This is a genomic window from Neisseria sp. P0016.S008 (genome assembly GCF_051957775.1).
In the GTDB taxonomy this organism is placed as follows: domain Bacteria; phylum Pseudomonadota; class Gammaproteobacteria; order Burkholderiales; family Neisseriaceae; genus Neisseria; species Neisseria flavescens_B.
In genome coordinates this window covers 1-23,391 of sequence record NZ_JBQCWB010000011.1, presented here as the reverse complement: position 1 = coordinate 23,391, position 23,391 = coordinate 1, and the positions used below count along the sequence as shown (strand labels likewise).

Annotated in this window: 14 protein-coding genes and 3 pseudogenes; 5 read left to right on the top strand and 12 right to left on the bottom strand. The window is 49.1% G+C overall.

The features are described from left to right. Positions 1-301: 301 nt before the first annotated feature. The 7 genes and pseudogenes from ACTHS8_RS10475 to ACTHS8_RS10445 form a co-directional block, all read right to left on the bottom strand. Positions 302-782, bottom strand: a pseudogene (locus ACTHS8_RS10475) (type IV secretion protein Rhs); the annotation flags it as partial. Positions 783-1,206: 424 nt separating this feature from the next. Then, a complete protein-coding gene (locus tag ACTHS8_RS10470; RefSeq protein ID WP_440373675.1) occupies positions 1,207-1,824 on the bottom strand; it encodes an NAD(P)H-binding protein in 618 nt (205 codons plus the stop codon). A 92-nt stretch (positions 1,825-1,916) separates the two neighbouring features. Next, complete coding sequence (hutW, locus tag ACTHS8_RS10465; RefSeq protein WP_440373674.1) at positions 1,917-3,737, bottom strand: heme anaerobic degradation radical SAM methyltransferase ChuW/HutW; 1,821 nt, start codon at positions 3,735-3,737, stop codon at positions 1,917-1,919. A 274-nt stretch (positions 3,738-4,011) separates the two neighbouring features. Beyond that, positions 4,012-4,737, bottom strand: coding sequence for an ABC transporter ATP-binding protein (locus ACTHS8_RS10460; protein WP_440373673.1), 726 nt, complete (start codon positions 4,735-4,737; stop codon positions 4,012-4,014). 46 nt (positions 4,738-4,783) lie between these two features. Next, the gene (locus tag ACTHS8_RS10455) at positions 4,784-5,725 is read right to left on the bottom strand and encodes a FecCD family ABC transporter permease (protein ID WP_440373672.1); all 942 of its coding nucleotides are present in this window, start codon (positions 5,723-5,725) and stop codon (positions 4,784-4,786) included. Positions 5,726-5,865: 140 nt separating this feature from the next. After that, a complete protein-coding gene (locus ACTHS8_RS10450; protein WP_440373671.1) occupies positions 5,866-6,657 on the bottom strand; it encodes a heme/hemin ABC transporter substrate-binding protein in 792 nt (263 codons plus the stop codon). A gap of 72 nt (positions 6,658-6,729) precedes the next feature. After that, a complete protein-coding gene (locus tag ACTHS8_RS10445) occupies positions 6,730-8,928 on the bottom strand; it encodes a TonB-dependent hemoglobin/transferrin/lactoferrin family receptor (protein ID WP_440373670.1) in 2,199 nt (732 codons plus the stop codon). Between the two features lie 595 nt (positions 8,929-9,523). On the opposite strand from ACTHS8_RS10445, the gene ACTHS8_RS10440 reads away from it, so the two are divergent. Further along, positions 9,524-12,793, top strand: coding sequence for a TonB-dependent receptor domain-containing protein (locus ACTHS8_RS10440; protein WP_440373669.1), 3,270 nt, complete (start codon positions 9,524-9,526; stop codon positions 12,791-12,793). A 218-nt stretch (positions 12,794-13,011) separates the two neighbouring features. Here the strand turns inward: ACTHS8_RS10440 and nadC are convergent, their stop codons facing one another. Together nadC and ACTHS8_RS10430 are read right to left on the bottom strand one after the other, a co-directional pair. Beyond that, the gene (nadC, locus tag ACTHS8_RS10435; RefSeq protein WP_440373668.1) at positions 13,012-13,893 is read right to left on the bottom strand and encodes a carboxylating nicotinate-nucleotide diphosphorylase; all 882 of its coding nucleotides are present in this window, start codon (positions 13,891-13,893) and stop codon (positions 13,012-13,014) included. Positions 13,894-13,967: 74 nt separating this feature from the next. Next, a complete protein-coding gene (locus tag ACTHS8_RS10430; protein ID WP_440373667.1) occupies positions 13,968-14,906 on the bottom strand; it encodes an NUDIX hydrolase in 939 nt (312 codons plus the stop codon). A 157-nt stretch (positions 14,907-15,063) separates the two neighbouring features. On the opposite strand from ACTHS8_RS10430, the gene nadA reads away from it, so the two are divergent. Together nadA and nadB are read left to right on the top strand one after the other, a co-directional pair. After that, the gene (gene nadA, locus ACTHS8_RS10425) at positions 15,064-16,176 is read left to right on the top strand and encodes a quinolinate synthase NadA (RefSeq protein WP_440373666.1); all 1,113 of its coding nucleotides are present in this window, start codon (positions 15,064-15,066) and stop codon (positions 16,174-16,176) included. A 51-nt stretch (positions 16,177-16,227) separates the two neighbouring features. Beyond that, positions 16,228-17,736 (top strand): L-aspartate oxidase, encoded by a 1,509-nt coding sequence (gene nadB / locus ACTHS8_RS10420; RefSeq protein ID WP_440373665.1) that lies wholly within the window; start codon positions 16,228-16,230, stop codon positions 17,734-17,736. Between the two features lie 351 nt (positions 17,737-18,087). Here nadB and ACTHS8_RS10415 read toward each other — a convergent pair whose 3' ends face one another. Beyond that, the gene (locus ACTHS8_RS10415; protein WP_440373664.1) at positions 18,088-19,389 is read right to left on the bottom strand and encodes a lipase; all 1,302 of its coding nucleotides are present in this window, start codon (positions 19,387-19,389) and stop codon (positions 18,088-18,090) included. Next, positions 19,386-20,054, bottom strand: a complete 669-nt coding sequence (locus tag ACTHS8_RS10410) for a hypothetical protein (RefSeq protein ID WP_231900151.1) — start codon at positions 20,052-20,054, stop codon at positions 19,386-19,388. The genes ACTHS8_RS10415 and ACTHS8_RS10410 overlap by 4 nt, the downstream gene beginning before the upstream one ends. Positions 20,055-21,346: 1,292 nt before the next feature. On the opposite strand from ACTHS8_RS10410, the pseudogene ACTHS8_RS10405 reads away from it, so the two are divergent. Next, a pseudogene (locus ACTHS8_RS10405) lies at positions 21,347-22,495 on the top strand (PEP/pyruvate-binding domain-containing protein). Positions 22,496-22,585: 90 nt separating this feature from the next. After that, complete coding sequence (locus ACTHS8_RS10400) at positions 22,586-23,218, top strand: histidine phosphatase family protein (protein WP_440373663.1); 633 nt, start codon at positions 22,586-22,588, stop codon at positions 23,216-23,218. A gap of 56 nt (positions 23,219-23,274) precedes the next feature. On the opposite strand, the pseudogene ACTHS8_RS10395 reads toward ACTHS8_RS10400, so the two are convergent. After that, positions 23,275-23,391 (bottom strand): annotated as a pseudogene (locus ACTHS8_RS10395) (NADPH quinone reductase MdaB); the annotation flags it as partial.

Sequence of the window (23,391 nt, the reverse complement as noted above, 5' to 3'; positions counted from 1 at the left end):
CTTTTATGGAGGAATAAATGATTCGGCTGAAACACCAATAGAATAATTCCCCTTGTTTATTATCAAAATAAAAAATATTAGCAATTGGCTAGAATTGATAAACAAACCTAATTTTTATTGTTTAAAATTCTTTAGCAATAATATAGATAAAGTTATCGATATATCTCTACTCGACAATGAGGAAGATGTTTTATCTGTTTCTATTGGAGTGAACGCTTAACTTTAAAAATGAATAAACTATTCCAGCAGAAGCAATCTTTGGCTTTGTATAACTTTAAAGGTGTTTACAATGAAAGAATTATAAGAGATTGCCGTGAATGTCGGTCATCTCTTTCGGTATGCCGATTTGGTCGTTGTGGAAATAGGCGAGGTATTGTTTTGTCTTTGGCGTTGTCAAAGACTTGTGTCAGCGGTTCGTAGCTGCCTTTGTAGGTGTACTCCTGCAATAGGCGGCTACCATCCCAGACGAAGTGGGTGCGTTTCGGGTCGGTACTCGTCCAGGCGAGTTTGTCTTGGCGTTCTTTGGAGAGCCTTCGGCCGAACGGGTCATAGGCGTATGTCCAAATTTCTGTATTGCCTGCGGGCTTTTTGATTTCGGCGCGGACGAGTTGGTTTTCTAGATCGTATTGGTAATATTGGTTTTCGCCGTCGGGCAGCTGGCGGTAGATCAGGTTGCCTAAGCAATGGTAGCAGTTGAGGAGATTACTATTGCCAAGATTATATCCTTTGCCCTTCTCCCTGGGGGTGAAGGAAGAATTGCATTGGCAAGATGATATGACTATCCTCTACCCTATTTCACTAGCCAATAATGAAGTGTGAGAGTTATAGCATGTTAAACCGCCAAATTTCTATTAAAACCTATTGATTTTATAATAAAAATTGGAGTATTATACAGAATCTTTTAAGATTGACTAATAGTTAACAAACAGGAACAAACAACAGCGATTGTTAGGTATAGAGAAAAACTACATAATTTATATTATGTTAAATTTATAAGTCTAATATTTTAGTCTGCTAACTCCTGTTTCTCTCAGTAGTACAACCACTTACAGAATTCAAACATACAAGGCCGTCTGAAATGTTCAGACGGCCTTTTTATATCCCCCCAGCCTTTTCTAAGCAAATCCTTTATTGTTTTGATCGGCTGCTAATCAATTACCTACTCCAACTTTAATAAAGAGAAAGTGGGCAATCTACTCAATCCGTTTATGCCGCACCAACGCTATACGTTTCGCCCTTGCTATCCACTTGGCCGACAATGGCAGCAACGGCAGCAGCCAAGCCGTTGCGCGTCATGTATTTTTGCGGAATTTCTTGGGCATTTTGTGTCAAGGTATAGGCATTATCTTCGCCATCGGCAAGGCCGCAGGGGCGCAAGATGGTCCAATTTAAACCGCTTTGTTTGAGATAGATTTCGGCCTCCGTTTTGGCACGGACGGCTTCGCCGAGTGCCTGTTTGAACGGCTCGCTCATCATGTCCCATTGTTCACCGCAACCCATGCTGGTAATCAGTACAAAGCGGGCTTGCGGATTAGCGGCTTTCGTAGCGGCAATGATGTTGATATTGCCCAGCGCATCGCTGCGGATGCCCTCTTCGTTTTTGCCGCCGACAAAACTGATCACGGTATCGGGACGATATTGTGCCAACGCTTTATCGAGCGCGTCGGCATCAAGCGCATCGGCGACGACGGTTTGAATATTGTGTTCGTCAAAAAAGCTGTCTTCAGACGGCCTTCTCAATACGGCAACGGTATCAGCTGAGTCAGTTAATGTGCAAATATAGGCGCGGCCGGACGGGCTGTTGGCTCCGAAGATGAGTTGCATGTTTGGGGTTCCTTTGTATGGTAGATGTTTGTTGTTAGAAAATCCGCTCCTCTATGCAACAAGGAACGGATTATCAGGCCGTCTGAAACCGTTTAAGAGGCATCAAACAGTTTGCGCATGGCTTCGATTTGGTGTTGTTTCAACTCGCCTGCTTCATCACGGCCGACGAAAATTTTAAACATGGCGCCGCCGTTGCGGTTGATAAAGTTGAGCGAGCAAGTGGCTTTACCCATAAACGGGCGTTCCAAAAGGTAGATGGAGGCGCAGTTTTCGTAATAGATATGACCGTGTACACCGCCGTCGGTTTCGGGATGGTCAAAGTTGTAGAAACCGCGGCCGACTTTGCCGTTAGGCAGTTTGCCGCTGACTTCGACGATGGCATCGGGGGTATGGGCGATGAAGGTAACGGATTCATCCCATGCGGCGATGGCTTGGAGAATTTCGACAATGCGGCTGCCTTCGGTTTGGCGCACGTTCTCTTCTGGCAGACAGCGGATAACGTCTTCAAAACTGCATTGGTTTTGCGCTGCCAGCATTTCCAGTACTTGGCCGGGATTTTTTTCCAATGATTGACGCAACATAGTTTGTTGTTCGGCTGAAAGTTTTTGCATGGTTTGATCCTTTTCTTGAGTCGGAAGAGTGAGCATGAGTTTGCGGATAAGGGTAGGCGACCAATAACGGCCGCTGGTATTCAAACGGATCAGGCCGTCTGAATCAGGTTCTTTAAAAAGCTGCATTTCCTGCCATTGGGCAATCAGCTTTTGCGCTGCTTTGTTGCCGTCAAACAATAATGGATTCAGACGGCCTGTTTCAATATCGTGCTGGACTTTGCTGAGCAGTGCTTTATTTGGACTATGGCCGCTCATAAATGCGATGTTTTTCTCGCCTTTCGGCGTGGCGAGATAACTCTCCAAATCGCCCTGCACCTGATAGCTGAAACCACCGAAGTTACCGCCTGCTCCGGAGCCGAACGCCAAACAGGGAATGTCCGATTTGATCAGGGTATTGTAGCGGTTGCGCTCGCCGCGGCCGGGGTAGGCGAAGTGGCTGTTGCTGACCTGTTCCCAGCCTTTTTCCAGCAGTGTTTCAACCGTGTAGGCATATTGGTCTGCCTGAATATCGAAACCCGGCGGTGTCGGAAATGCGCCTTTTTCAATCATGCGGTTGATGGGCAGCATGGGATAAAGGTTGAACGCGTATGTATCCAAACCGGACAAGGGCAGCTCGGCAGCTCGTGCAATATCATTTTGCCAAACGTCATCGGTTTGATTGGGCAGGCCGAACATCAAATCTGCCACAATCACGGCATCGAGTTCGCACAATTTTGCCAAATATTCAAATGCCTCGTCGCCGCTGTGTTTACGGCCGAGACGGCGGCGGATGACGGTATTGAAGGTTTGCACGCCGATGGAAATGCGGTTGGCGCCTGCTTCGATGCAGGCCTGTGCTTTTTCCAAATCGAAATGGCTCATGCGCCCTTCGATAGTGAACTCGCAATCTTCGGCAAGCGGCAGATATTGGTAGCAGGCACGAATCAGGCGGACGAGGTCTTCCGTAAGCAACGCGGTCGGCGTGCCGCCCCCGAAATAAACAGCTCGGATTTTGCCCTTACCTGTACGGACTTCGGCTTCAGCGACCATTTCTTCGATAATTTTGTCGGTGTACACGCTGCTTTGGCTATCCTTCCACGCATTACGGTAGAAGCCGCAAAAAACGCAATGGTTGGCGCAAAATGGAATATGCAGATAAGCAAGCGCATCCACATCGGTGGCATGGGGAAGCCTTTTCTTCCAAATGTTCTGCCACTGGGGACGCGGCATTGGAACACCGCCCCAAACGGGCATTAATGCCTGACGTTCGGGAAATGCCTTGGGCGCGGATTGTTTCGGAGTCCAAACAAGCTGCTGTACCATGATAATGATTAATAAAAATTATTAATAAGATTTATATATTAAATAACTATCATCATTTTCTTGTCAATATTTTTATATAATTAAAAATCAGTATTATTTTAAAATATTGTATTCTATAAATAATTAAATGTATTTCTATTTGATGAAAATCGGCATTTTACTTGTGAAATGCGCAAAATTTGGTTCTTCAAGTCGGGAACATCCTCCCATCTCATTTCATTTTTGAACGATAAAATAAATTTTCTTTATCGTTTTTCAGACGGCCTTTTGGCGTTCAGCTTCTGAAATAAAACCCTGCTTCATCTTCGCAACGGCGTATCTGCCAACCATAAACCGATTCAAGCAAATCGGGGCGCATCACTTCGCCCACCTTGCCCGATGCCAATACTTTTCCCTTACTCATTAAAATAATATGTTCTGCATAACGCGCGGCGAGATTTAAATCGTGCAATACAATCATTGATGAGGCACGGTTTGAATGCCCGACCAAATACTGCATCAGGCGGTGTTGGTGGCGGATATCGAGATGGTTGCACGGTTCGTCCAAAAGCAAGACCGGCGCGTTTTGCAACAGGGCGCGGATGATGTTGGCGCGTTGTTGCTCGCCACCTGAAAGCTTGCCGATGCGTTTATCCGCCAACGCCGTCAAATCAAAATAATCGAGTAACTCGTCCGCCCATTCATGATTCAGACGGCCTTTTTGTACGAATGACGCCAACGCAATGTATTCACGTACGGTCATCGGCATGTTGTAACGGCCATGCTGCCCGACCCATGCCACCCTGCCCGCACAGATTTGCGGCGCAACGGCCTCACCGAAAAGCGTGATTCCCCCTTGCCCCGTTTGCCCGATTAAGGCCCGCAGCAAAGTAGATTTGCCTGCGCCATTCGGGCCGATAATGACGGTCATGCCCGAAGGTATATCCAGTTGATCAATTTCAAGCAGGGTTTTGTCTTGGACGCGGACGGAAAGATTACGGATTTGAAATAAGGTGTGCATGGCAAAAGATATGGGGCAATAAAGTTTCAGACGGCCTGTTTAGGCATCAACGGCTTTTCAAAGGCTTGATAAACAAATACATAAAAAACGGTCCGCCCAATAAGGCAATTACGATACCGACCGGCAGATCGACAGGGTATGTTAGCCAGCGCGCTGCGCCATCTACCACCATCAAAAATACTGCGCCTAACCAAGCCGACAGAGCGATCAGTTTGCGGCGGCTGCCACCGACGGTTTGCGCCAGCACATTGGGGATCATCATGCCGAGAAAACCGATGATGCCCGAAAGCGATACCGCCGCCCCCGTCATCAATGCCGCGCCGATTACGGTTTGCACACGCAAAGCCCCAACTGATACACCCATACTGGCAGCCGTATCTTCCCCCGTCATCAAAACGTCCAGCCGCCTACCTGCGGACAACAAAATCAGAAAACCGGGCAACATGACCGCGATTGCCGCAACAGGCGATGAGAAACCGGCTTCGGCAAGGCTGCCCGACAGCCATGTGGTCGCGCTGCGCAATACCAAATCGTCAGATAAAAACAAAATCATGCTGACCACCGCGCCCGAAAACGCGCTCAACACAAACCCCAACACCAGCAATCCCAAAGTACCGCCGCCGAGCAGTTTATGCACCGCCAAAATCAGCAGGCACACACCCAATGCACCGAGAAAAGCCGCCGCCGGTACACCTATTACGCCGCCGCCCAAAGCCAATAACACAATCACGCCCAAGGCCGCCCCGCCCGATGTCCCGATCAAACTCGGATCGGCCAGCGGGTTTTCAAATAAAGCCTGCAATGCCGCACCCGAGGCGGACAAACCGGCTCCGACCAAAAGCGCGGTATAGATGCGCGGTAAACGAATTTGGCGGACGGTTTCATCCATCGCCAACGGCGACTCCCACGCACCAAAACCGATGCCGCAGCACAAATAAACGGCGGCGGCAGTAAGCAGCAGGCAGAGGATAAGGGTATGCGGTTTCATGACATCATGCGGTTGAAGCGGATTGAGGGACGGTTTCAGACGGCATTTTTAAGACAGCCGTTTTGCCTCCTCAACTAAGAAGGAACAAATCAAGGCCGTCTGAAAACAAAAATCAGGCAGGGTGTTCAAAACAGGCGTGTTTATTTCGCCAAACCGTGCAAACGCTGAATCACTTGCGGCGTATCCAGCCCGTAACGGAACATATCGTTGGCCTTCCACAAATAAATCTTGCCGCTTTTCGCGGCAGGCGAGCCGGCGATTTCGGGGCGTGCGGCAAAGGTTTTGACGTTGCCTATCATGGCAGTGTTGTGGTCGGCAATAATGATGATGTCGGGTTTGGCCGCAATCCATGCCTCACGCGTCATCGGTTTGAGGCCGTCAATGGCGGCTGCGGCATTGATACCGCCGGCTCGGCGGATGATTTCATCGGCAGCAGTATTCTTGCCCGATACGATGCGCCCGTCGTAGCTGAAGAGGTAGCGTTTGCCGTTGGAAGGCTGCTGTTTCATATCCGCCTGCCACTTGCTTGCCAACTTGTCCGCCTGCGCGCTTTTGCCGATAAGCTGACCAATGTTGCGGATACTTTGCGGATAGGCGGCGATGCTGTCATCGGGCGCAACATTGACGGCTTTAATGCCTGCTTTTTGCAGGTGGGCAAAAATATCGGCAGGCTGCGCCATCCATGAACCGATGGCGATGTCGGGTTTGGCGGCCACAATCGGTTCAACCGTCAGACGGCGATGAATGCCGATACTGGGCTTGTTTTTCAATGCAGGATTTTGAACGGTCTGATCGCGGCCGACGATTTCGTCCAATGCGCCGAGCGCGGCAACGATGTCTGCCGTATCGGGGGTTAACACGACGATGCGTTGCGCGTGTGCAGTGCCGGCCAACGAAATAAGCGCGGAAAGCAGGAGGAGTTTGAGTTTCATTGTTTTTCCTTATCGTATGCTTTCAGACGGCCTGCTCGTTTTCTTAGGCCGTCTGAAAACGGTTGAATCACATTAGAACTTAAGTTGTACGGTTGCGGCGAAATTGCGGCCGGTTTCGGTGTACAAATCCATCACACTGGTACGGCTCATGCCGGCAACGTCTGCGTGCTGCCAGTATTTTTTGTTGCCGACGTTGTAGATGTTTGCGCCGATTTCGAGGTTTTTAAACGGCTTGTACCACGCGCCGACATCCCATACGCCATAACCCGGCGCTTGGAAAACAGTGTCGCTGCTGACGCGGCTGTGTTTTTTCGACCAGCGTAGCTTGGTACCCACACCCCATTTTTCCTGCGTGTAATCCAAACCCAAAACGCCGTTGAGCGGATAAGCGGAATCCAACGGTTTGCCGTCCTGCTGCTCACCGCGCATCCAAGCGATGCTGCCGGAGACTTGCCAGCCCGGCAGGAATTTATAGGCGGCGGAGGCTTCGGCACCGTAGGTTTTGACCCTATCCAGATTTTGATATTGGTACTGGATAATCGGGCGACCGCCTATGGAGGCAGTGCCGACTTCGGTGCGGTCGATGAAGTTGCGGTAACGGTTGTAGAACGCGGTAACTTGCGCACGGGCGCGTTCGTTTTTGAACTTCATCCCCAATTCAAAGCTGTTGGAGCGTTCGGATTTGAGGTTGGTATTGGGAATGACCGCATAGCCGTAGGTCGTATTGGCAAACGCCATGGTCGCGCTGTCAAACGGCGGCGTACGGAAGCCTTGTGAATAAGTAGCGAAACCGGTGAACTGCTCACCCATCGGCACGCTCAGGCGCAGGCTGGGCGTAAACGCGGAATCGCTAAAGCGCGTCGCCGTTCCGCTGGGATTGGCGTTGAGATAGGCTTGGTCGGTCGAAGTGTTCAGCTTGTCTTTTTCGTAACGCAAGGCCGGGGTCAGGACGATGCCGTTGCCGAAGGTCAGGCTGTCTTGCGCGTAAACGCTGAACGTTTTGCGCTTGCTGTCAGGGAAGGTTTTATTCGGATAGGTGCTGCCTGCATAAACTTTGCTGACGGCGCCGGTCAGATTGTCCACTGTCAGGCTGTCGCGCGGACGGGCGGTCTCGGTGTGTTTGTATTCTGCGCCGGCAACGACGGTTTGTTTGACCGCGCCGTCAAACTCCCACACGCCGCGTCCGTTCAGCCCGCGTATGGTCTGATTGAAACCGTAGTCGGAATAACGGGTCGAGTTACCTAATTGGCGCGCGCCCATACGCGTAATGCTCGCATCGACAGCATCGTCTTCCGTACGCAGTTTTTGCTGATAGGCAGTCAGGTTAGCTTCTTTCAGACGGCCTTCGCCAGTGTAGCGGTAGCCCGCTTCAATGCGTTGGCGGCGGATGCGGTCGCGGGCATTGCTCTCGGATGTTGCGATGGTTACCGGCCCGCGCGATTGCGAACCCAAGCCGTTTGCCAACACGGTGTCGTTGGCGTGGTAATACTGTTCGTACAAAGTTTCAAAACGGTGGCGTTCGTTGCCGATATTGCCTTTCGCCAAGATATTGTAGGCATTGTTTTTCTGAGGGTTGGTGGCGGTGCGCGAAATTGAGTAGCTGGTATCGCTGCCCATGTTTTCGGTTTCATGACCTTGGCGGCGCGTCAGCATCAGCAGACCTTCGGCGTTTTCATGGAAACCCGCCACAGTCGCCGTTACGCCATGGCTGCGGTCGCGGCTGCGGTAGCCGTGTTTCAAACCGAAATGCCCGCGTTTGCCTTCATCGACGAAATCACTCGGTGAGAGCGTCACCATGTTCACCACGCCGCCGAGCGCATCGCTGCCATAGAGCGCGGAATAAGGGCCTTTGACAATATCGACCTGCTTGAGCGTGTCGATTTCGACCATATCGCGTCCCGAAATCGCGCCGTTGGAGCCGCCGCCTGCATAAGATTCGGGAATGCGCACGCCGTCAACCATCATCAGAATGCGGTTGCCGTCTATGCCTCGAATATTGATACCGGCATGACCGCGGCGATTGTTGTCTGACGGCACGCTGACGCCGGATTCATACATCACGATATCGTCCAAATTCTGTGCCGAGGCTTGATTCAAGGTTTTGCGTCCGATAACCGACACATTCGGCGCGGCTTTATCCAAGGTTTGCGCATTGCGGTCGGCCGTGACCACCACAGGCTCTATTTCTGCCTGAGCTACCGGCATCTGAGCCGCATATAACTGTCCGGAAAAAACCGTCCCTACTACACAGGCAATCGCTTTCTTTTTCATTACATTACTCTATCATTTGAATAAAAATGGTTTTTATTTATAAAACAAATAGGCAGTTTTTGCAAGTTTAGAAACCACAAGATAGCAATAACAACCACTTCAAAAACGCAAAATATAGTATGACGTAGCAGGATAAGTAATTCATGGATCAGAGGCAAAATGCCCGACCGTGTCGGTATAGAAAACCGACCTGCCGTCGTCGACCAAAAATCCCACATCGGCGATTAGGAGGCTGCCCCATCATCAACAATGAACGAGAAGTACATCGCAGAGAAAAAACATTTAGCCACGAAACGCCAAGTGTTTTATTCTTGAATCTGTTCCAACCACCGGTACCCGAGTGTTGCTTTTGAAATCCGAATCTAAGCCTGTCTGAAATTTTCAAACAGGCTTTTATTTGTTCCACTTATCCCTCACCCTTCTATTTACCTCAAACTCAAAAAACATTTCCATATTATTAAAAATTAGTTAGAATTTCACAAAATTATAAATAATAATCAAACTTATTTGTATTATTTTAGTCAGAGTGTAATCGCATCTATTCGGTCTGTCTCATTCAGACGGCCTTACCAATCAAGTTATCTGGATACATTCTATGCAACCGATCAAAGTTACCACCCTCTCCGCCTGTATCGCCGCCATTGGTTTCGTCCCTGCCGTTTATGCTGCAGATAATTCGACAGTTATTCTCGATACCATCACTGTCAAAGGAACTCGAAATAAGGATGAAATCGGTAAAAACCGAGTTTATGCCCGCGAAATCGTCAATCTTTACAAAGGCAAAAACGAAGTTGAGACCTTCAAAGGCAACACCGTATCCGACCTTTTAAGCGGTATGTCCGGCGTGTACAGCGGCGACGCGCGCAACAGCGGCGCGCTGGATCCCAATATACGCGGCGTACAGGGACAGGGACGGATTCCCGTTACCATCGACGGCACGGAGCAGGCGATTACCGTCTGGCGCGGCTACGCGGGCGCAAACAACCGCAACTACGTCGACCCCAACATCATCAGCAGCGTGTCTATCGAAAAAGGCCCCTCGTTTAGCCGCGATATGAAAAGCGGCATAGGCGGCTCCGTCGCCCTGAAAACCATCGATGCCGACGATATTGTCCCCGAAGGGCAGAAATACGGCTTTGAAGTGAAGGCGGAGGCTTCCAATAATTCTATCAAGCGGCGTGAGAATGCTTATGAACATTCAGTCGATTATCGAACCTTGCCTATTCCCGCAGTAGCAACGGGCGGTATTTGGCGTTCGTTTTTTGACGATACCGACCGAATCGACCAGCGTTTCAGCGGACGCAATAAATTTGGGGAGGATAAAGCCTACCGCATTGCCGCCGCTACCAAGCAAGACAATTTCGATGCCATGCTCGCCTACGCCTACCGCAGTAAAGGCAATTATTTCTCCGGCAAAAAAGGGGCGGAACGCTACGGTTATATCGGTCCTTGGACACAAGAAACTTTAGACGAATTGAAACGTCGTAAAGAAGAAGCCGCTGCCAAGGGTGAGAAATTTTTCGGCAGTGAAAACATGCTGGGCGCACCCGATATTTCAAAAATCGGACTTTTCTATCATCCGGGCGGGGAAGTCAGCAATACCTCGCTCGAAACCAAATCATGGGTAGGTAAAACCACCTTCCGTCTGCCGAACCGCCAAACGCTCAAATTCGGCCTGCGCCATACCGATTCCACGTTCGGCGAAATTATGCCTTCGCGCATTATCGGCCCCATCAGTTGGGATGCGTCCGTCCTCAACAAAATTGCCGAATGGCCGCAGGCATGGGTAAAACAGCGTTCCTACAATATCGACTATTCGTGGAAGCCCGAGAACAGCCGTTGGATAGATTTCGATGCCACGCTTTGGACAACGCGCACCAAATCCAAAACCAATACCGCAGGCGGCTCACCCGGCGATACCGTTTATGAGGACAACAAATTTCAAATAGCATGGGACGAGTACGACAGATGGCAAAAAGCTACGCCCGAAGAACGTCGAGAATTGCTGGATGCAGGCTTTGGAACCCCAAAACCGCCCAAACCCGAAACGCCTAATACCAACGGACGCTTCAACACCATTGAAGGCAATGCCTATTACGCCCGTAACAACCGTACAGGCTTTCAATTCTCCAACCGTATGAAATTGAGCGACAAACTGTCGCTGACCTTGATGGGCGATTTTCAAAACGAAAAACTGACATCGCGCAATGATTTTTCAGACGAGCTGGAGCGGGGAGGATACGACAAATATCGGGAAGAACTCGAAAACAGCACCATCAGGGCAAATTATGAATTGAACCAATACGGCGTACCTCGAAACGGCAAGCGGCGAGAATACAATCTGGGCTTTAATTTCCGCTACGAACCATTCCGCTGGCTGACTTTGACGGCAGGCGGACGATATACCAATTTCCAGCTTCAGGATAAAAGCAAACGCTTGGAAAGCGGCACGTATAAGACCGGCTATCCGTTAGAAATGAACAGGGGGATAAAATATTCGATCGGCAGGGTTGCCACACCGCAAGAATACGCGGATTACAAGGCAATTGACGATGCTTTGGCGAATGGCAGTCTTGATTATGGAGTTTTATATGCGACAGAGGAATACGCAGAACAAAGAAAAAAACATGAACAAATTAGCCTGTATTCGTTTCAAGTCAATTCGCAATATATTCCGACTTTGAAAGATGATCGCGAAAAATGGGTCAATCCTAATGAAAAGGTGGATTTCTATTGGCTGAAAGACGATAAAGGCCGTCTGAATATGCAGGATCATCCCCTTACCAATGGCAGCATTCCCGATCTGCACACCAAAGTCCCCAATCCTGTATATGACCCGTCTATTCCAGACAGTCCGCAATTTGTACCTAAATACTACGCAGCCAGTGCAAGTGTTTACACAACGCCAATGACCGAAGCCGAAAGGCAGAGGGCAATGAAGCAGAAAGGCAGCGGTTGGGTGCCCGCATTTTCTGCCACTGTCAATTTTACTGATTACAGCCGCGCCTATTTGCGCTATACCGAAACCCTGCGCTACCCCAGCATTTTTGAAGGGACTTACGGCTTTTCTACCGCCGCCGGCTCATTCAACCGCATGGGCTATGGCTGGCGGCCCGAACATGCCAAAAACTGGGAAGTCGGCTATATCCATGATTTGACGGGACTGTTACCGAAAATGAAAAAAGCGGATTTCCGCATCAACTACTTCCATAACAAGACCAAAAACGTTATCGACAGGGACGACAATCTCGAATTCGAACAATTCGACAGACAAATCCGCAGTGGTGTCGAGCTGTCCACCCGCTTCGATACCGGACGCGTCTTCGGCAGCCTGAACGTATTCCGCAGCCTGAAAAACAAAATGTGCGACGAAAATTTCCCTTGGACATCCGCAACAGAGGGCATGGTTGATTCAAGCTATTTTGTGCAAAACGGTAAGACTATGAACCGTCCTGTCTGCAACCACGGCGGCTTGACCGATTCGGGCTATCTGGCAAGCGCGCTTCAACCTCGTTGGTCGATTGATGCCGAATTGGGCAGCCGCTTTCTTGCCAACAGACTGGAAACAGGCGTGCGCCTTCATTACCACAGCCGCGTCTATGAAAATCGCAATGATGCGTGGCAGCCCTACTACAACGTATTCAATCAATATATGGGAACTAATCATAAACCCCAATATAACGATATGCGCTGGCAGCCTGTTGCGGTATGGGATGCCTACCTGCGTTATAAAATCGGCAAAAACCTGACTGCCGAGCTTGTGGGCAGCAACCTGACCAACCGCTACTACCTCGACCCGATGAGCCGCTCCTATATGCCAGCACCAGGTAGGACAATCCGTATTGGGATAACTGGAAAATGGTGATGATCAATTAATCATTTTGAGAGTAAAAAGCCGTCTGAACATTGGGTTTCAGACGGCTTTTTACATGATGGCTTAGTTATGCCCTACTCTTTCATGTTATATGAAGGTTGAAGCTAACCTGCATAATTTTTATATCTTCTGCCTTGGAATTAAAAAAGCTGTTTGAAAATGAAACGTCTATATTTCAGACGGCCTTTGCTTTATAGCAAACTCGAAATTTAAGCCACGAAATCCAAACCTATATCCAACGAATGGCTGCTGTGGGTCAAATAGCCGAGGGCGATTCCGTCCACGCCGGTTTGTGCCACGCGCTTCAGGCGGTCGAAGCCGATGCCGCCCGATGCTTCGCAATAGACGGTGTGGGGGTGGGCGGCTTGCGTATGGCAGCGGTTTGCCGCTTCTTTCAGGGTTTCGTCGTTCATGTTGTCCAGCAAAATCCGTTCTGCGCCCGCCACGATGGCTTCGTCCAGTTGTGCCAACGTGTCCACTTCGATTTCCACGCAGGTCAACGGTCCGACCGCCTGCTTTGCCTGCCGTACGGCTTGGACGATGCTGTCACAATAGGCAAGATGGTTGTCTTTGATGAGGATGGCGTCGTCCAAGCCCATGCGGTGGTTCACACCCCCACCTGCTCTGACGGCGTATTTTTGCAGGACGCGCAGCAGGGGGATGGTTTTGCGGCTGCACACGATGCCCACATTGTAACCGGCAACTTCGGCTACTGCGCGAGCGGTGGCGGTAGCGATGCCGCTCAAGTGCGTAAGATAGTTGAGCGCGGTGCGCTCGGCGGCAAGCAGCGCGCGGGCGTTGCCTTCGACGGCGGCAAGCATCTGACCTGCGCGGACAGCTTGCCCGTCTTGGATTTTGGCTTGGAAGCGGACGGACGGATCCATCGTCTGAAAGGCAAGGCGCGCCAAATCCATGCCTGCTATTACGCCGTCCTCACGACTGATCAGGAAAAGTTTGGCGGTTTTGTCGAGCGCGATGACGGCGGCGGATGTAATGTCGCCGCGCCTGCCCAGATCTTCGCTCAAGGCTTGTTCTACCATGGGGCGCAACAGGGTATCGGGGAGAGGAAGAAGATTGTTTTCAGACGACATGAAGGTTCCTTTGTTGAAAAATATTGATATTGCCCGATGGGACAAAATTTAATTTGAGGCCGTCTGAAAATCAGTTAGCGGCTACCCAGCGGCAGTCCGATATCAGAAATCAGCTGATCAGGCAGAACGTCATCTCGGAAGCGGTAAAGCTGTGCAGGACGGCCTTTACTGCCTGATACGCCGGTATCCGACGGCTCGATGAGGTTTTGCTGCTGAATCTGGCGGCGGAAGTTTTGCTTGTGCAGCAATCTGCCGCTGATGGCTTCGATGCTGTTTTGTAGTTGCAGCAGTGTAAATTCGGGCGGCATCAGTTCAAAAATCACGGGGCGGTATTTGATTTTGGCTCGTAGGCGGGATAGGGCGGTCGCCAACACGCGGCGGTGGTCGTGGCGCATAGGCTGCCCCGTGAGTGCGAAGTTGAAGTTTTCCTGAGGCTCGGCGGCTTCCGCTATCAGGCCGCTTTCATACAGCATTTCATAGCGTTGCAAAACGTATTCTTCCGACCAATTTTCAGGTTCTACCCCCCAGCACAAATGAATGCGCTTGAGCCGCTTCTGGCGCACTTCCTCCGTATCCGCCGAGTTTGCCCAAATACGCAGGCGGCTGACGATGGCGTCGCGCTGCCTGCCGTCAGTACGCAAATCTTCCCACGGAAAATAGCCGTAGCAGTCCTGCCATTTTGCGTCGGGGTGCAGGATGCTGTCGGCTGCCTCGCGCACCAGCCCCAGATAGCTGACGTACAAGACAGGCATGCCTTGCTCGTTTTGGCGGCGCGTATCGACAAAGGTATAAAGCTGTTCTACATAACCCATAGGCTGCGATGTCTGCTTGGCGACCCACATTCTGACTCCTGCTTGCAGAGAGTGGCGAAGCGGTGCAAGCAGGCCATTGGGTAATAGCTCTCCTTTGGCAACTGTCAAAACCCTCAAGCTGCCGTTTGTAATGGCGATCAGTACAGGAACCAGCTCGACGATACTTTGCGTATTGGCTGCTGTTTCAGGATAGGCATCCATGCGTGGCTTTCATTCAAGAGAAAACCTTATTGTAAACCAAAGCGGTTTTCAGACGATCTTGCTTATTATACTCAAATTGAGCATAATATAAAAACTATTTCAAAATATAAACGGCAAACCTTTATGCCGTCTGAAAAACCAGCCATAAGGAAGTCTCATGCAAACCGCCGCCCGCCGCTCGTTCGATTACGATATGCCCCTCATCCAAACGCCGACTTCCGCCTGCCAAATCCGTCAGGCGTGGGCGAAGGTTGCCGACACGCCTGACCGCGAGACGGCAGGTCGTCTGAAAGACGAAATCAAGGCCTTGCTGAAGCAAAAAAACGCAGTCTTGGTGGCGCATTATTATGTTGATCCGCTGATTCAGGATTTGGCTTTGGAAACAGGCGGATGCGTGGGCGATTCGCTGGAAATGGCACGCTTCGGCGCGGAACACGAAGCCGATACGCTGGTGGTGGCGGGCGTACGCTTCATGGGCGAGAGCGCAAAAATCCTCTGTCCTGAAAAAACAGTGCTGATGCCTGATTTGGAAGCAGAATGTTCTTTGGATTTGGGCTGCCCGGAAGAAGCGTTTTCGGCGTTTTGCGACCAACACCCCGACCGTACGGTGGTGGTGTACGCCAACACTTCCGCCGCCGTGAAAGCGCGTGCCGACTGGGTGGTAACGTCTTCGGTGGCTTTGGAAATCGTGTCGTATCTGAAATCGCGTGGCGAGAAGCTGATTTGGGGGCCTGACCGCCACCTCGGCGACTACATACGCCGCGAAACGGGTGCGGATATGCTGCTGTGGCAGGGTTCGTGCATCGTCCATAACGAATTCAAGGGGCAGGAATTGGCGGCGTTGAAGGCGGAGCATCCCGACGCGGTGGTGCTGGTTCATCCCGAATCGCCGCAAAGCGTCATCGAGCTGGGCGATGTGGTCGGCTCGACCAGCAAACTGCTCAAAGCCGCCGTATCGCGCCCCGAAAAAAAATTCATCGTGGCGACCGATTTGGGCATCCTGCACGAAATGCAAAAACAGGCGCCCGACAAAGAATTCATCGCCGCGCCGACGGCGGGCAACGGCGGAAGCTGCAAAAGCTGCGCGTTCTGCCCGTGGATGGCGATGAATTCGCTGGGCGGCATCAAACACGCCCTGACAAGCGGATATAACGAAATCCTGTTGGACAGAAAGCTGGGCGAAGCCGCCAAACTACCTTTGCAGCGTATGCTCGACTTCGCGGCAGGGCTGAAGAAAAAAGATGTGTTCAATGGCATGGGACCCGCCTGATTTGCCGTCCATATTGCCGTTTCAGACGACCTCACAAACAAGGACAACACCATGCAAACCGATTGCGACGTATTGATTGCCGGAAACGGGCTGGCGGCACTGACGCTCGCCCTGTCGCTGCCTGAATCGTTCCGCATCGTTATTTTGTGCAAAAACCGGCTGGACAACACCGCCAGCCGTCATGCGCAAGGCGGGATTGCGGTGGCGTGGTCGGGAGAGGACGACATTGAAAAACACGTTGCCGATACCTTGGAAGCAGGTGCGGGTTTGTGCGACGAAGCCGCCGTCCGCACCATCCTGTCGCAGGGCAAACCGGCAATCGAATGGCTGCTGGCGCAGGGCGTGGCGTTTGACCAAAATAATAACGACCTGCACCTGACGCGCGAAGGCGGGCATACCTGCCGCCGAATCGCCCACGTCGCCGACTACACGGGCGAAGCCGTCATGGAGAGCCTGATTGCCCAAATACGCCGCCGCCCGAACATCCGCGTTTACGAGCAGCAGATGGCGTTGGACATCCAAACTGAATCAGGTGCGGCGTGCGGACTGACCGTCCTCGACCGCCAAACGCAAGAAACCTACCGCATCCGCGCCCGCCATACCGTACTCGCAGGCGGCGGCCTCGGACAAATTTACGCCGCTACCACCACGCCGCCCGAATGCACGGGTGACTCCATCGCCATGGCGATACGCGCAGGCTGCGCAGTCGAAAACCTCGAATTTATCCAATTCCACCCCACAGGCTTGGCAAGGCCGTCTGAAAACGGACGCACCTTCCTGATTTCCGAAGCCGTACGCGGCGAAGGCGGCATCCTGACCAACCAAGCGGGCGAACGGTTTATGCCGCATTACGACTGCCGCGCCGAACTCGCGCCGCGCGACATTGTTGCCCGCGCCATCGCCGCCGAAATCGCCAAACAAACGCAAGATTTCGTCTCGCTCGACATCAGCCATCAACCCGCAGAGTTCGTCCACCGGCATTTCCCTTCTATCCATCGGCACTGCCTGTCTCAATGCGGTTTGGACATTACGCGCCGAGCCATCCCCGTCCGCCCCGTGCAGCACTACACCTGCGGCGGCATCCAAACCGACCCTTGCGGCAGAACCTCCCTGCCGCAGCTCTACGCCTTAGGAGAAACCGCCTGCACCGGCTTGCACGGAGCCAACCGCCTCGCCAGCAACTCCCTGCTCGAATGCGTCGTTACCGCCAGACTTGCCGCCCAAACCATCGCAGACGGACAAGCGTTCCAAACCACAGCGCCCCAAAGGTCGTCTGAAAGCCCCTCCGCCGAAGCAGGCATCTTTTCAGACGACCTCCAAAACACATTCAGCCGCCCCGCCCTGCAAGCGTTCAACCAACACCATCTAGGCATTCTCCGCAACGATACCGACCTGTGCCGCGCTATCACCCAACTGCAGCTTTGGAAGCAAAACCAAGCCGAACCGCACACCGTGTCCGAATACGAAAACCGCAACCTACTCGAATGCAGCCTCGCCGTAGCCCAAGCCGCATACATGAGGAGACAGAACATCGGCGCACATTTTAATAGTGATTGTTAAGGTTTGAGACCTTTGCAAAATTCCCCAAAATCCTATAAATTCCCACCAAGACATTTAGGGAATTTTCCATAAGCACCTTCTTCCAACAAACCGCCCAAGCCATGATTGCCAAACACATCGACTGAGTATTATCAACATCAATTTTCCTTCAAAATACGGTGTATGGGATACCAATAATAAAACCGTCGTTTCAGGCGGTGCGATTAAATGGTTCTATTGCCGTAAATAGCGTTGCATAAGAAAGTTGCTTACTGCATAAGTTTTAATAGGAAAAAGGTCATCTAAGATTTTAGACGACCTTTTTCCTATTAGAATATACTTCAGGAAACCTCAAGACACATTCCATTTCTTTTACGACAAGCTCATACCTCGCGTCTGGGTTTGAGCTATCTGTTTTTGTTGCTCATCTTGCCGTGCAGTTTGTTGGATCTGGTTCAAACTTTCTACTGCAGGTATAGAGGCAGATTCATTCATATGCATTCCAACACGATTCAGATGGGGGTTGAGTTCACCAATTAGATATTGATCTCTTTGCACACTGAACAGAGTGGCATTAGTCATTCCTTGTGATCTCCCTAAAGCAGTAAGAGCCATTACGGAATTTTGGAATTTTTCCTCATCAATAGGCAAACCGTTTTTCTCATGGTAAGCGGTCATATGCCCTTTGACAGAATCAAAAAGTTTTTGTGCCTCAGGTGGAAGAGATTGTGGATTAAATGAAGCAACTGTCTGCATGAAATTGTACTGCTCTTCCTTATCATTCCAAGACATCAGGTTCGAATCTCTGTCAATGTTTTTCCGGATTTTCCAGTACATTTCTTGTGATTCATTCAGACTTTTGTTAGTTTTATGAATACCGCTTCGAATAAAGCTGACATCGCCACGATAATCATCAATCATTTTCTTATTGCGTTCAGCCAACTCTAAAGCTGGCCTATAATTACGCTCCGAAAGTATAGACTTAGAACCTGTAAAATTGCTGATAGAATGAGACCACCAATTAATAAGTGCTGCTGGAGTAGCTTGTGATGCAAATGTATTGATACTTGTATTGTAGCCAGCGGCCCACATACCCATCAGTTCGTGATTCTGAGCTAGAATAACCATTTTGCCGTAATGTGGACCTGCGGCAGATACGACATCTGAGGCCAAGGCATAATTGATTACTTTATCCCCCCCTTTGGGAATGCCATTTAAAGCTGCTGCACCATAGGCGTTAAAGGTAACGCCCTCCTGCTTGAAACGATAAGATTGAATTTGAGCTAACGTCCCTCCTAAGGAATGACCAACTTGTGTTATACGAGGTTGACTTTGTTCAGGATGTTTATTGTGAAATTTATCTGCTTCTTTTAATGCCAGCATAGTTAGTTTTGCTGCATCTTCTGCCTGGATATTGGCCTTATGGATAACCATTTTCAGATCAACTTTGGCATCCATCAGGGATGACGTCCCCCTATGTGCGACAACAATCTCATTGGTACGGACATCTTGATAAACCACACCTTGGTAGTCTGTGGTCGGGTTTTTATGGACAGCTAGGACTATATAATGATTTCCACCAATAAGTAAGGTTTTATTAGCGGGTGTAACCACACGGTTTTCATAGGAATCTTGAGCAAGGTCTGCATACTGTTGTTTACTTAGTCGGGTCATGGTTTAACTTCCTCTAGAGTAACGGTGATACTAAAAAAATCATTGTCATTATGAGGTCCCGCCCCATAGGCAGACAGGCTTTTTTCACCAAAATCCACATCAGGAGAATCTTCGCTTCCATATGGTAAACCATCTTTATTTTTATAATACGGATACCCTCGCTTCCAATAATATTTGGTCAGTGTTTTTTCTTTTTCAAGATTTTCCATTACATCGCTGATATTGAATTCAGTTTCTTCCTTTTTACCTGTTGCCTTAAATGAAGCCCCAAAATTTTCAGGCTTCCATTGGCAGACACCTTCTCCGAAATAATCTTCGTCTAGTACAGCATCAGCATAGAAGAGTACTTCGTATTCGTCATGTCCGACCAAATTCATTTTGATTGGAACATTTTTTTCAGGAGATGCCGTCGCACCTGCCAACCGACTAATGGTATAAGAACAGTTTCTTGCTGCATAACCAATATACATATCATTTATAGGTTTCATCGGCCCCGGTGCATTATTAATCTTAACCTTGACCCTGTATGGCTGTTTCGGATCGGGGTTCAATTTGAAACGTGCTTCTGTTTGTTCTTGGACACTCATATTATTTCTCTCCGTACAAGCATTTAGGCTAAAAGTTGTCAATAAAGCTGCAGATAACAGCAGGATAAAAGGTTTCATCAGTAAAGTCCTTATTCAATATCATGAGCAAATTAAATATTAATTTAAGATAACTTGATCAGGATACATTCATGTTCGTTGATTGTCTGATGCTCCAACGTATTTACCACATTACTCTAAATAGTGTTTATTGAGGTATATTATAACAATATTCAGACATCTTAACTGAGATGATGCTTATCGTAAATAGATAGTGATTAACGGGGAAAATGTAGTCTGAATGGTAATATTTAAGAAATATTGGAAACTCTACTTTACCTTATCCTACTCATTGTTTATCGTTTTTTTCATTGCTTCTTACTTCTTATAAATTTCAATAACTTGTTTTAAAGTATTCAAGTCTATAAATATTTTAGGAGTGTTGGCAATTTAAAAGGCCGTCTGAAATCACTTTTCAGACGGCCTATTTAATATCAGATGATAAAATTGATTTATCCAGGCAACAAACAGTTTGATTTAGATTTTTACCATAGGTATATTGCTTTCATCTGATTTAGATAACCGACAACATCATAAAGCCTGCTTTTTGCCTCCCAATATTGCTTTTACTTTCAGCCTGCCGTCCTGAAGCTGAGACCAGTCGACACAGCTAGCCTTCTTATTACGAGTCTGAAAAGCGTCAAACTACAGCTACCCCTGTTAAAACACAAATTCCTGCGTTATCTGCAATCAAAAGCCAAGCCGATTTTGACTTACTTTCGCGTATTTATGAGCAAGGTAGTGAATATGAAATTCCTCATATCCTTTTCCTCATCGATCGTGAAGACTATGGCCGTACCGACTACATCAATACTCCCAAATTTCGGTTGCATGAGCACTATCTGGCTACTATCTTGAAACCTATGCTGTCAAAAACTGAATTAAATCAATAATACCGTTGTCCCAACCGGCGTTATCTGTTTGGTACTATTAGTTGGCAGAATAGTACTCAGGAATATGTTTATGAGTTTTTGGAAGGAGACAAAATCACGCCTGAATTGTTGAAATTGGCGGCAGGCCGTCTGAAAGACAGTTTCTACGCTCCGTTGCGTTATAAAACCAATTCTTTATGGCAGGAAACCGTTGCCGAGCAAAGTAAAGTTCCTTTTATTACCCAAGAAAGTTTGATTAAAAATTTCCCCTACCTGCCTCTAAACCAAGGCAAAGCGATAGGTACATTACGCATTATTGCCAAAGAAGATGATCTTTATAATGTCGGCGCCGACGATATTATTATCTTGAAAGAGGTTCCCCTAGAGCTGCCACCTGTAGCGGGGATTGTTAGTGAGAAACCATCCACTGCACTATCGCATGTGAATGTACTGGCACGCGGTTGTGGGATTCCCAATATTTACCTTAAGGACGCAGAAAAAATCCTAGCCCCATATATTGGCCATCGTATCGAATTTGAAGCGACTGCTAAGCAATACCGAATTGTCCAAACCAACCGGAACACTACCAGCAAAAGCTTTTCGGACGGCCTTACCCTGCCCAAACCTGATGTTTCCGATTACAGCCTTCGGGCTTTGGCAAACCTGCGCCGTGATGACAGCCGTTACTGCGGCAGTAAGGCTGCCAACCTCGGCCATATCCGCGCCCATATTGAAGGTAGTAATGTACCTGACGGATTCTGCATTCCGTTTGCCTACTATCAAGCCATAATGGTTAGGCTGGGTATTAATGCAACAACACTGGCACAAATCGAAACGCAAAGTGATGGAGACAATCGTAAGCGCCGCACTGCTTTACTCACACTGCAGAAAAAAATTACCGATGCCGAAATCCCATCGGAATGGAAACACAGATGGGCTGAACAATGGCGCAATCAATTAAACAGCAAAGGCGTGTTTGTCCGCAGCTCCTCTAATTCCGAAGACCTGCCCAATTTCAGCGGCGCAGGGCTGTACACCACCGTGCCAAATGTGACCGATGAAAACGCGTTGGCCTAAGCAGTGAAGCAATTTTGGGCTTCCGTTTTCAATTACAGCGCATACGAAGCCCGCCGGATTGCCGGATTACCTCACGATAGCGTGAAAATGAGTGTCTTTGTGCAACAAAGCATCAATGCAGATCTCTCCGGCGTATTGGTTACCATCAATCCCTATGATACTGCTCAGAAAAACAGCGCCTACATTGCCGCCAAACGCGGACTGGGTATTCGTGTCGTAGAAGGTAAACGGGTAGCCGAGCAGGTAGTCTATAACCGTCGCAATGATTCTGTACAACGTCTCAGCTCCTCTAATGAAACTACAGCGTTGCAACTGGATAAAAACGGTGGAGTACGAGAAGTGCCTGTAACCAGTGGCAATGTGATGAATCAAGAACAAATCCGTCGCCTTGACCAAACCAGCCAACAAATCAAACAGCTATTTGCAAATGGGGAGCAGGATATCGAATGGGCATTTGACAATGGTAAGCTTGTTATCCTCCAGGCACGACCGTATCTAAACGGCACACGTTAAAGTAAAAGGCCGTCTGAAATTATCGTTTCAGACGGCCTTTGCATCATAAGTTAGTTATACCCTATACTTCCCGATCACCAAGGAACTATGATGTCAAAACAAATCACTTTTTATTTTATTCGCCATGGCCGTACCCAATGGAACAAACAGGGGCTTTTGCAGGGATCAGGCAATTCACCACTGACTGAACAGGGGATTGCAGGAGCTCAGAAAACCGGCGTAGCGCTACAACAAGTAGAATTTACCGCTGCTTATTCCAGCATTTTACAACGTGCCATTGATACGACTAGCCATATTATCGGCCAGCGTCCCATCCCTCTTTTTCAGCACTGTGGACTAAATGAACAATCTTTTGGAAGTTGGGAAGGTATGCAGATCGCTGACCTGCGGAAATTAACCGAATTCAAACAACTGACTAATGACCCGGCAGCTTATAAAGCATTAAGCAATGGTGGTGAAACCTTTGAACAATTAGCAGTACGTGCAATGGACGCCCTTTGCGATATCATTAAAGTACATCAATCGGGAGCCAATATTTTAGTGGTATCACATGGCCATACCTTGCGGCTTTTATTATCCTTACTAGGCGGAGCGACTTGGGAAAACCATCGTGATGAGGGTAAATCCGTATCATTGCTGAATACTTCGATCAGTATTGTGAAATACGATAGTGAAAGTGGTTTTCATATTGAGCAACTTAACGATGTGGCTCATTTACAATGATCACAACCATTCAACAATAATAAAAAAGGTGGGCATTTTACCCACCTTTTTTGCCATTAGCGGAATACTTTTTCCAAGTGTGCTTGGTAATCGGCTAAGTATTGTTCCACTTGTGGATTTTTGATCACATCGTTACATAAGAATGTCGGCAGACGGGTCAAACCGATGAACTC

What these genes read in the sequence shown, in the direction of transcription:
- ACTHS8_RS10470 (WP_440373675.1), bottom strand. Translation starts at nt 1,824, where the DNA reads ATGCAACTCATCTTCGGAGCCAACAGCCCGTCCGGCCGCGCCTATATT.
- hutW (WP_440373674.1), bottom strand. Translation starts at nt 3,737, where the DNA reads ATGGTACAGCAGCTTGTTTGGACTCCGAAACAATCCGCGCCCAAGGCA.
- ACTHS8_RS10460 (WP_440373673.1), bottom strand. Translation starts at nt 4,737, where the DNA reads ATGCACACCTTATTTCAAATCCGTAATCTTTCCGTCCGCGTCCAAGAC.
- ACTHS8_RS10455 (WP_440373672.1), bottom strand. Translation starts at nt 5,725, where the DNA reads ATGAAACCGCATACCCTTATCCTCTGCCTGCTGCTTACTGCCGCCGCC.
- ACTHS8_RS10450 (WP_440373671.1), bottom strand. Translation starts at nt 6,657, where the DNA reads ATGAAACTCAAACTCCTCCTGCTTTCCGCGCTTATTTCGTTGGCCGGC.
- ACTHS8_RS10445 (WP_440373670.1), bottom strand. Translation starts at nt 8,928, where the DNA reads ATGAAAAAGAAAGCGATTGCCTGTGTAGTAGGGACGGTTTTTTCCGGA.
- ACTHS8_RS10440 (WP_440373669.1), top strand. Translation starts at nt 9,524, where the DNA reads ATGCAACCGATCAAAGTTACCACCCTCTCCGCCTGTATCGCCGCCATT.
- nadC (WP_440373668.1), bottom strand. Translation starts at nt 13,893, where the DNA reads ATGTCGTCTGAAAACAATCTTCTTCCTCTCCCCGATACCCTGTTGCGC.
- ACTHS8_RS10430 (WP_440373667.1), bottom strand. Translation starts at nt 14,906, where the DNA reads ATGGATGCCTATCCTGAAACAGCAGCCAATACGCAAAGTATCGTCGAG.
- nadA (WP_440373666.1), top strand. Translation starts at nt 15,064, where the DNA reads ATGCAAACCGCCGCCCGCCGCTCGTTCGATTACGATATGCCCCTCATC.
- nadB (WP_440373665.1), top strand. Translation starts at nt 16,228, where the DNA reads ATGCAAACCGATTGCGACGTATTGATTGCCGGAAACGGGCTGGCGGCA.
- ACTHS8_RS10415 (WP_440373664.1), bottom strand. Translation starts at nt 19,389, where the DNA reads ATGACCCGACTAAGTAAACAACAGTATGCAGACCTTGCTCAAGATTCC.
- ACTHS8_RS10410 (WP_231900151.1), bottom strand. Translation starts at nt 20,054, where the DNA reads ATGAAACCTTTTATCCTGCTGTTATCTGCAGCTTTATTGACAACTTTT.
- ACTHS8_RS10400 (WP_440373663.1), top strand. Translation starts at nt 22,586, where the DNA reads ATGTCAAAACAAATCACTTTTTATTTTATTCGCCATGGCCGTACCCAA.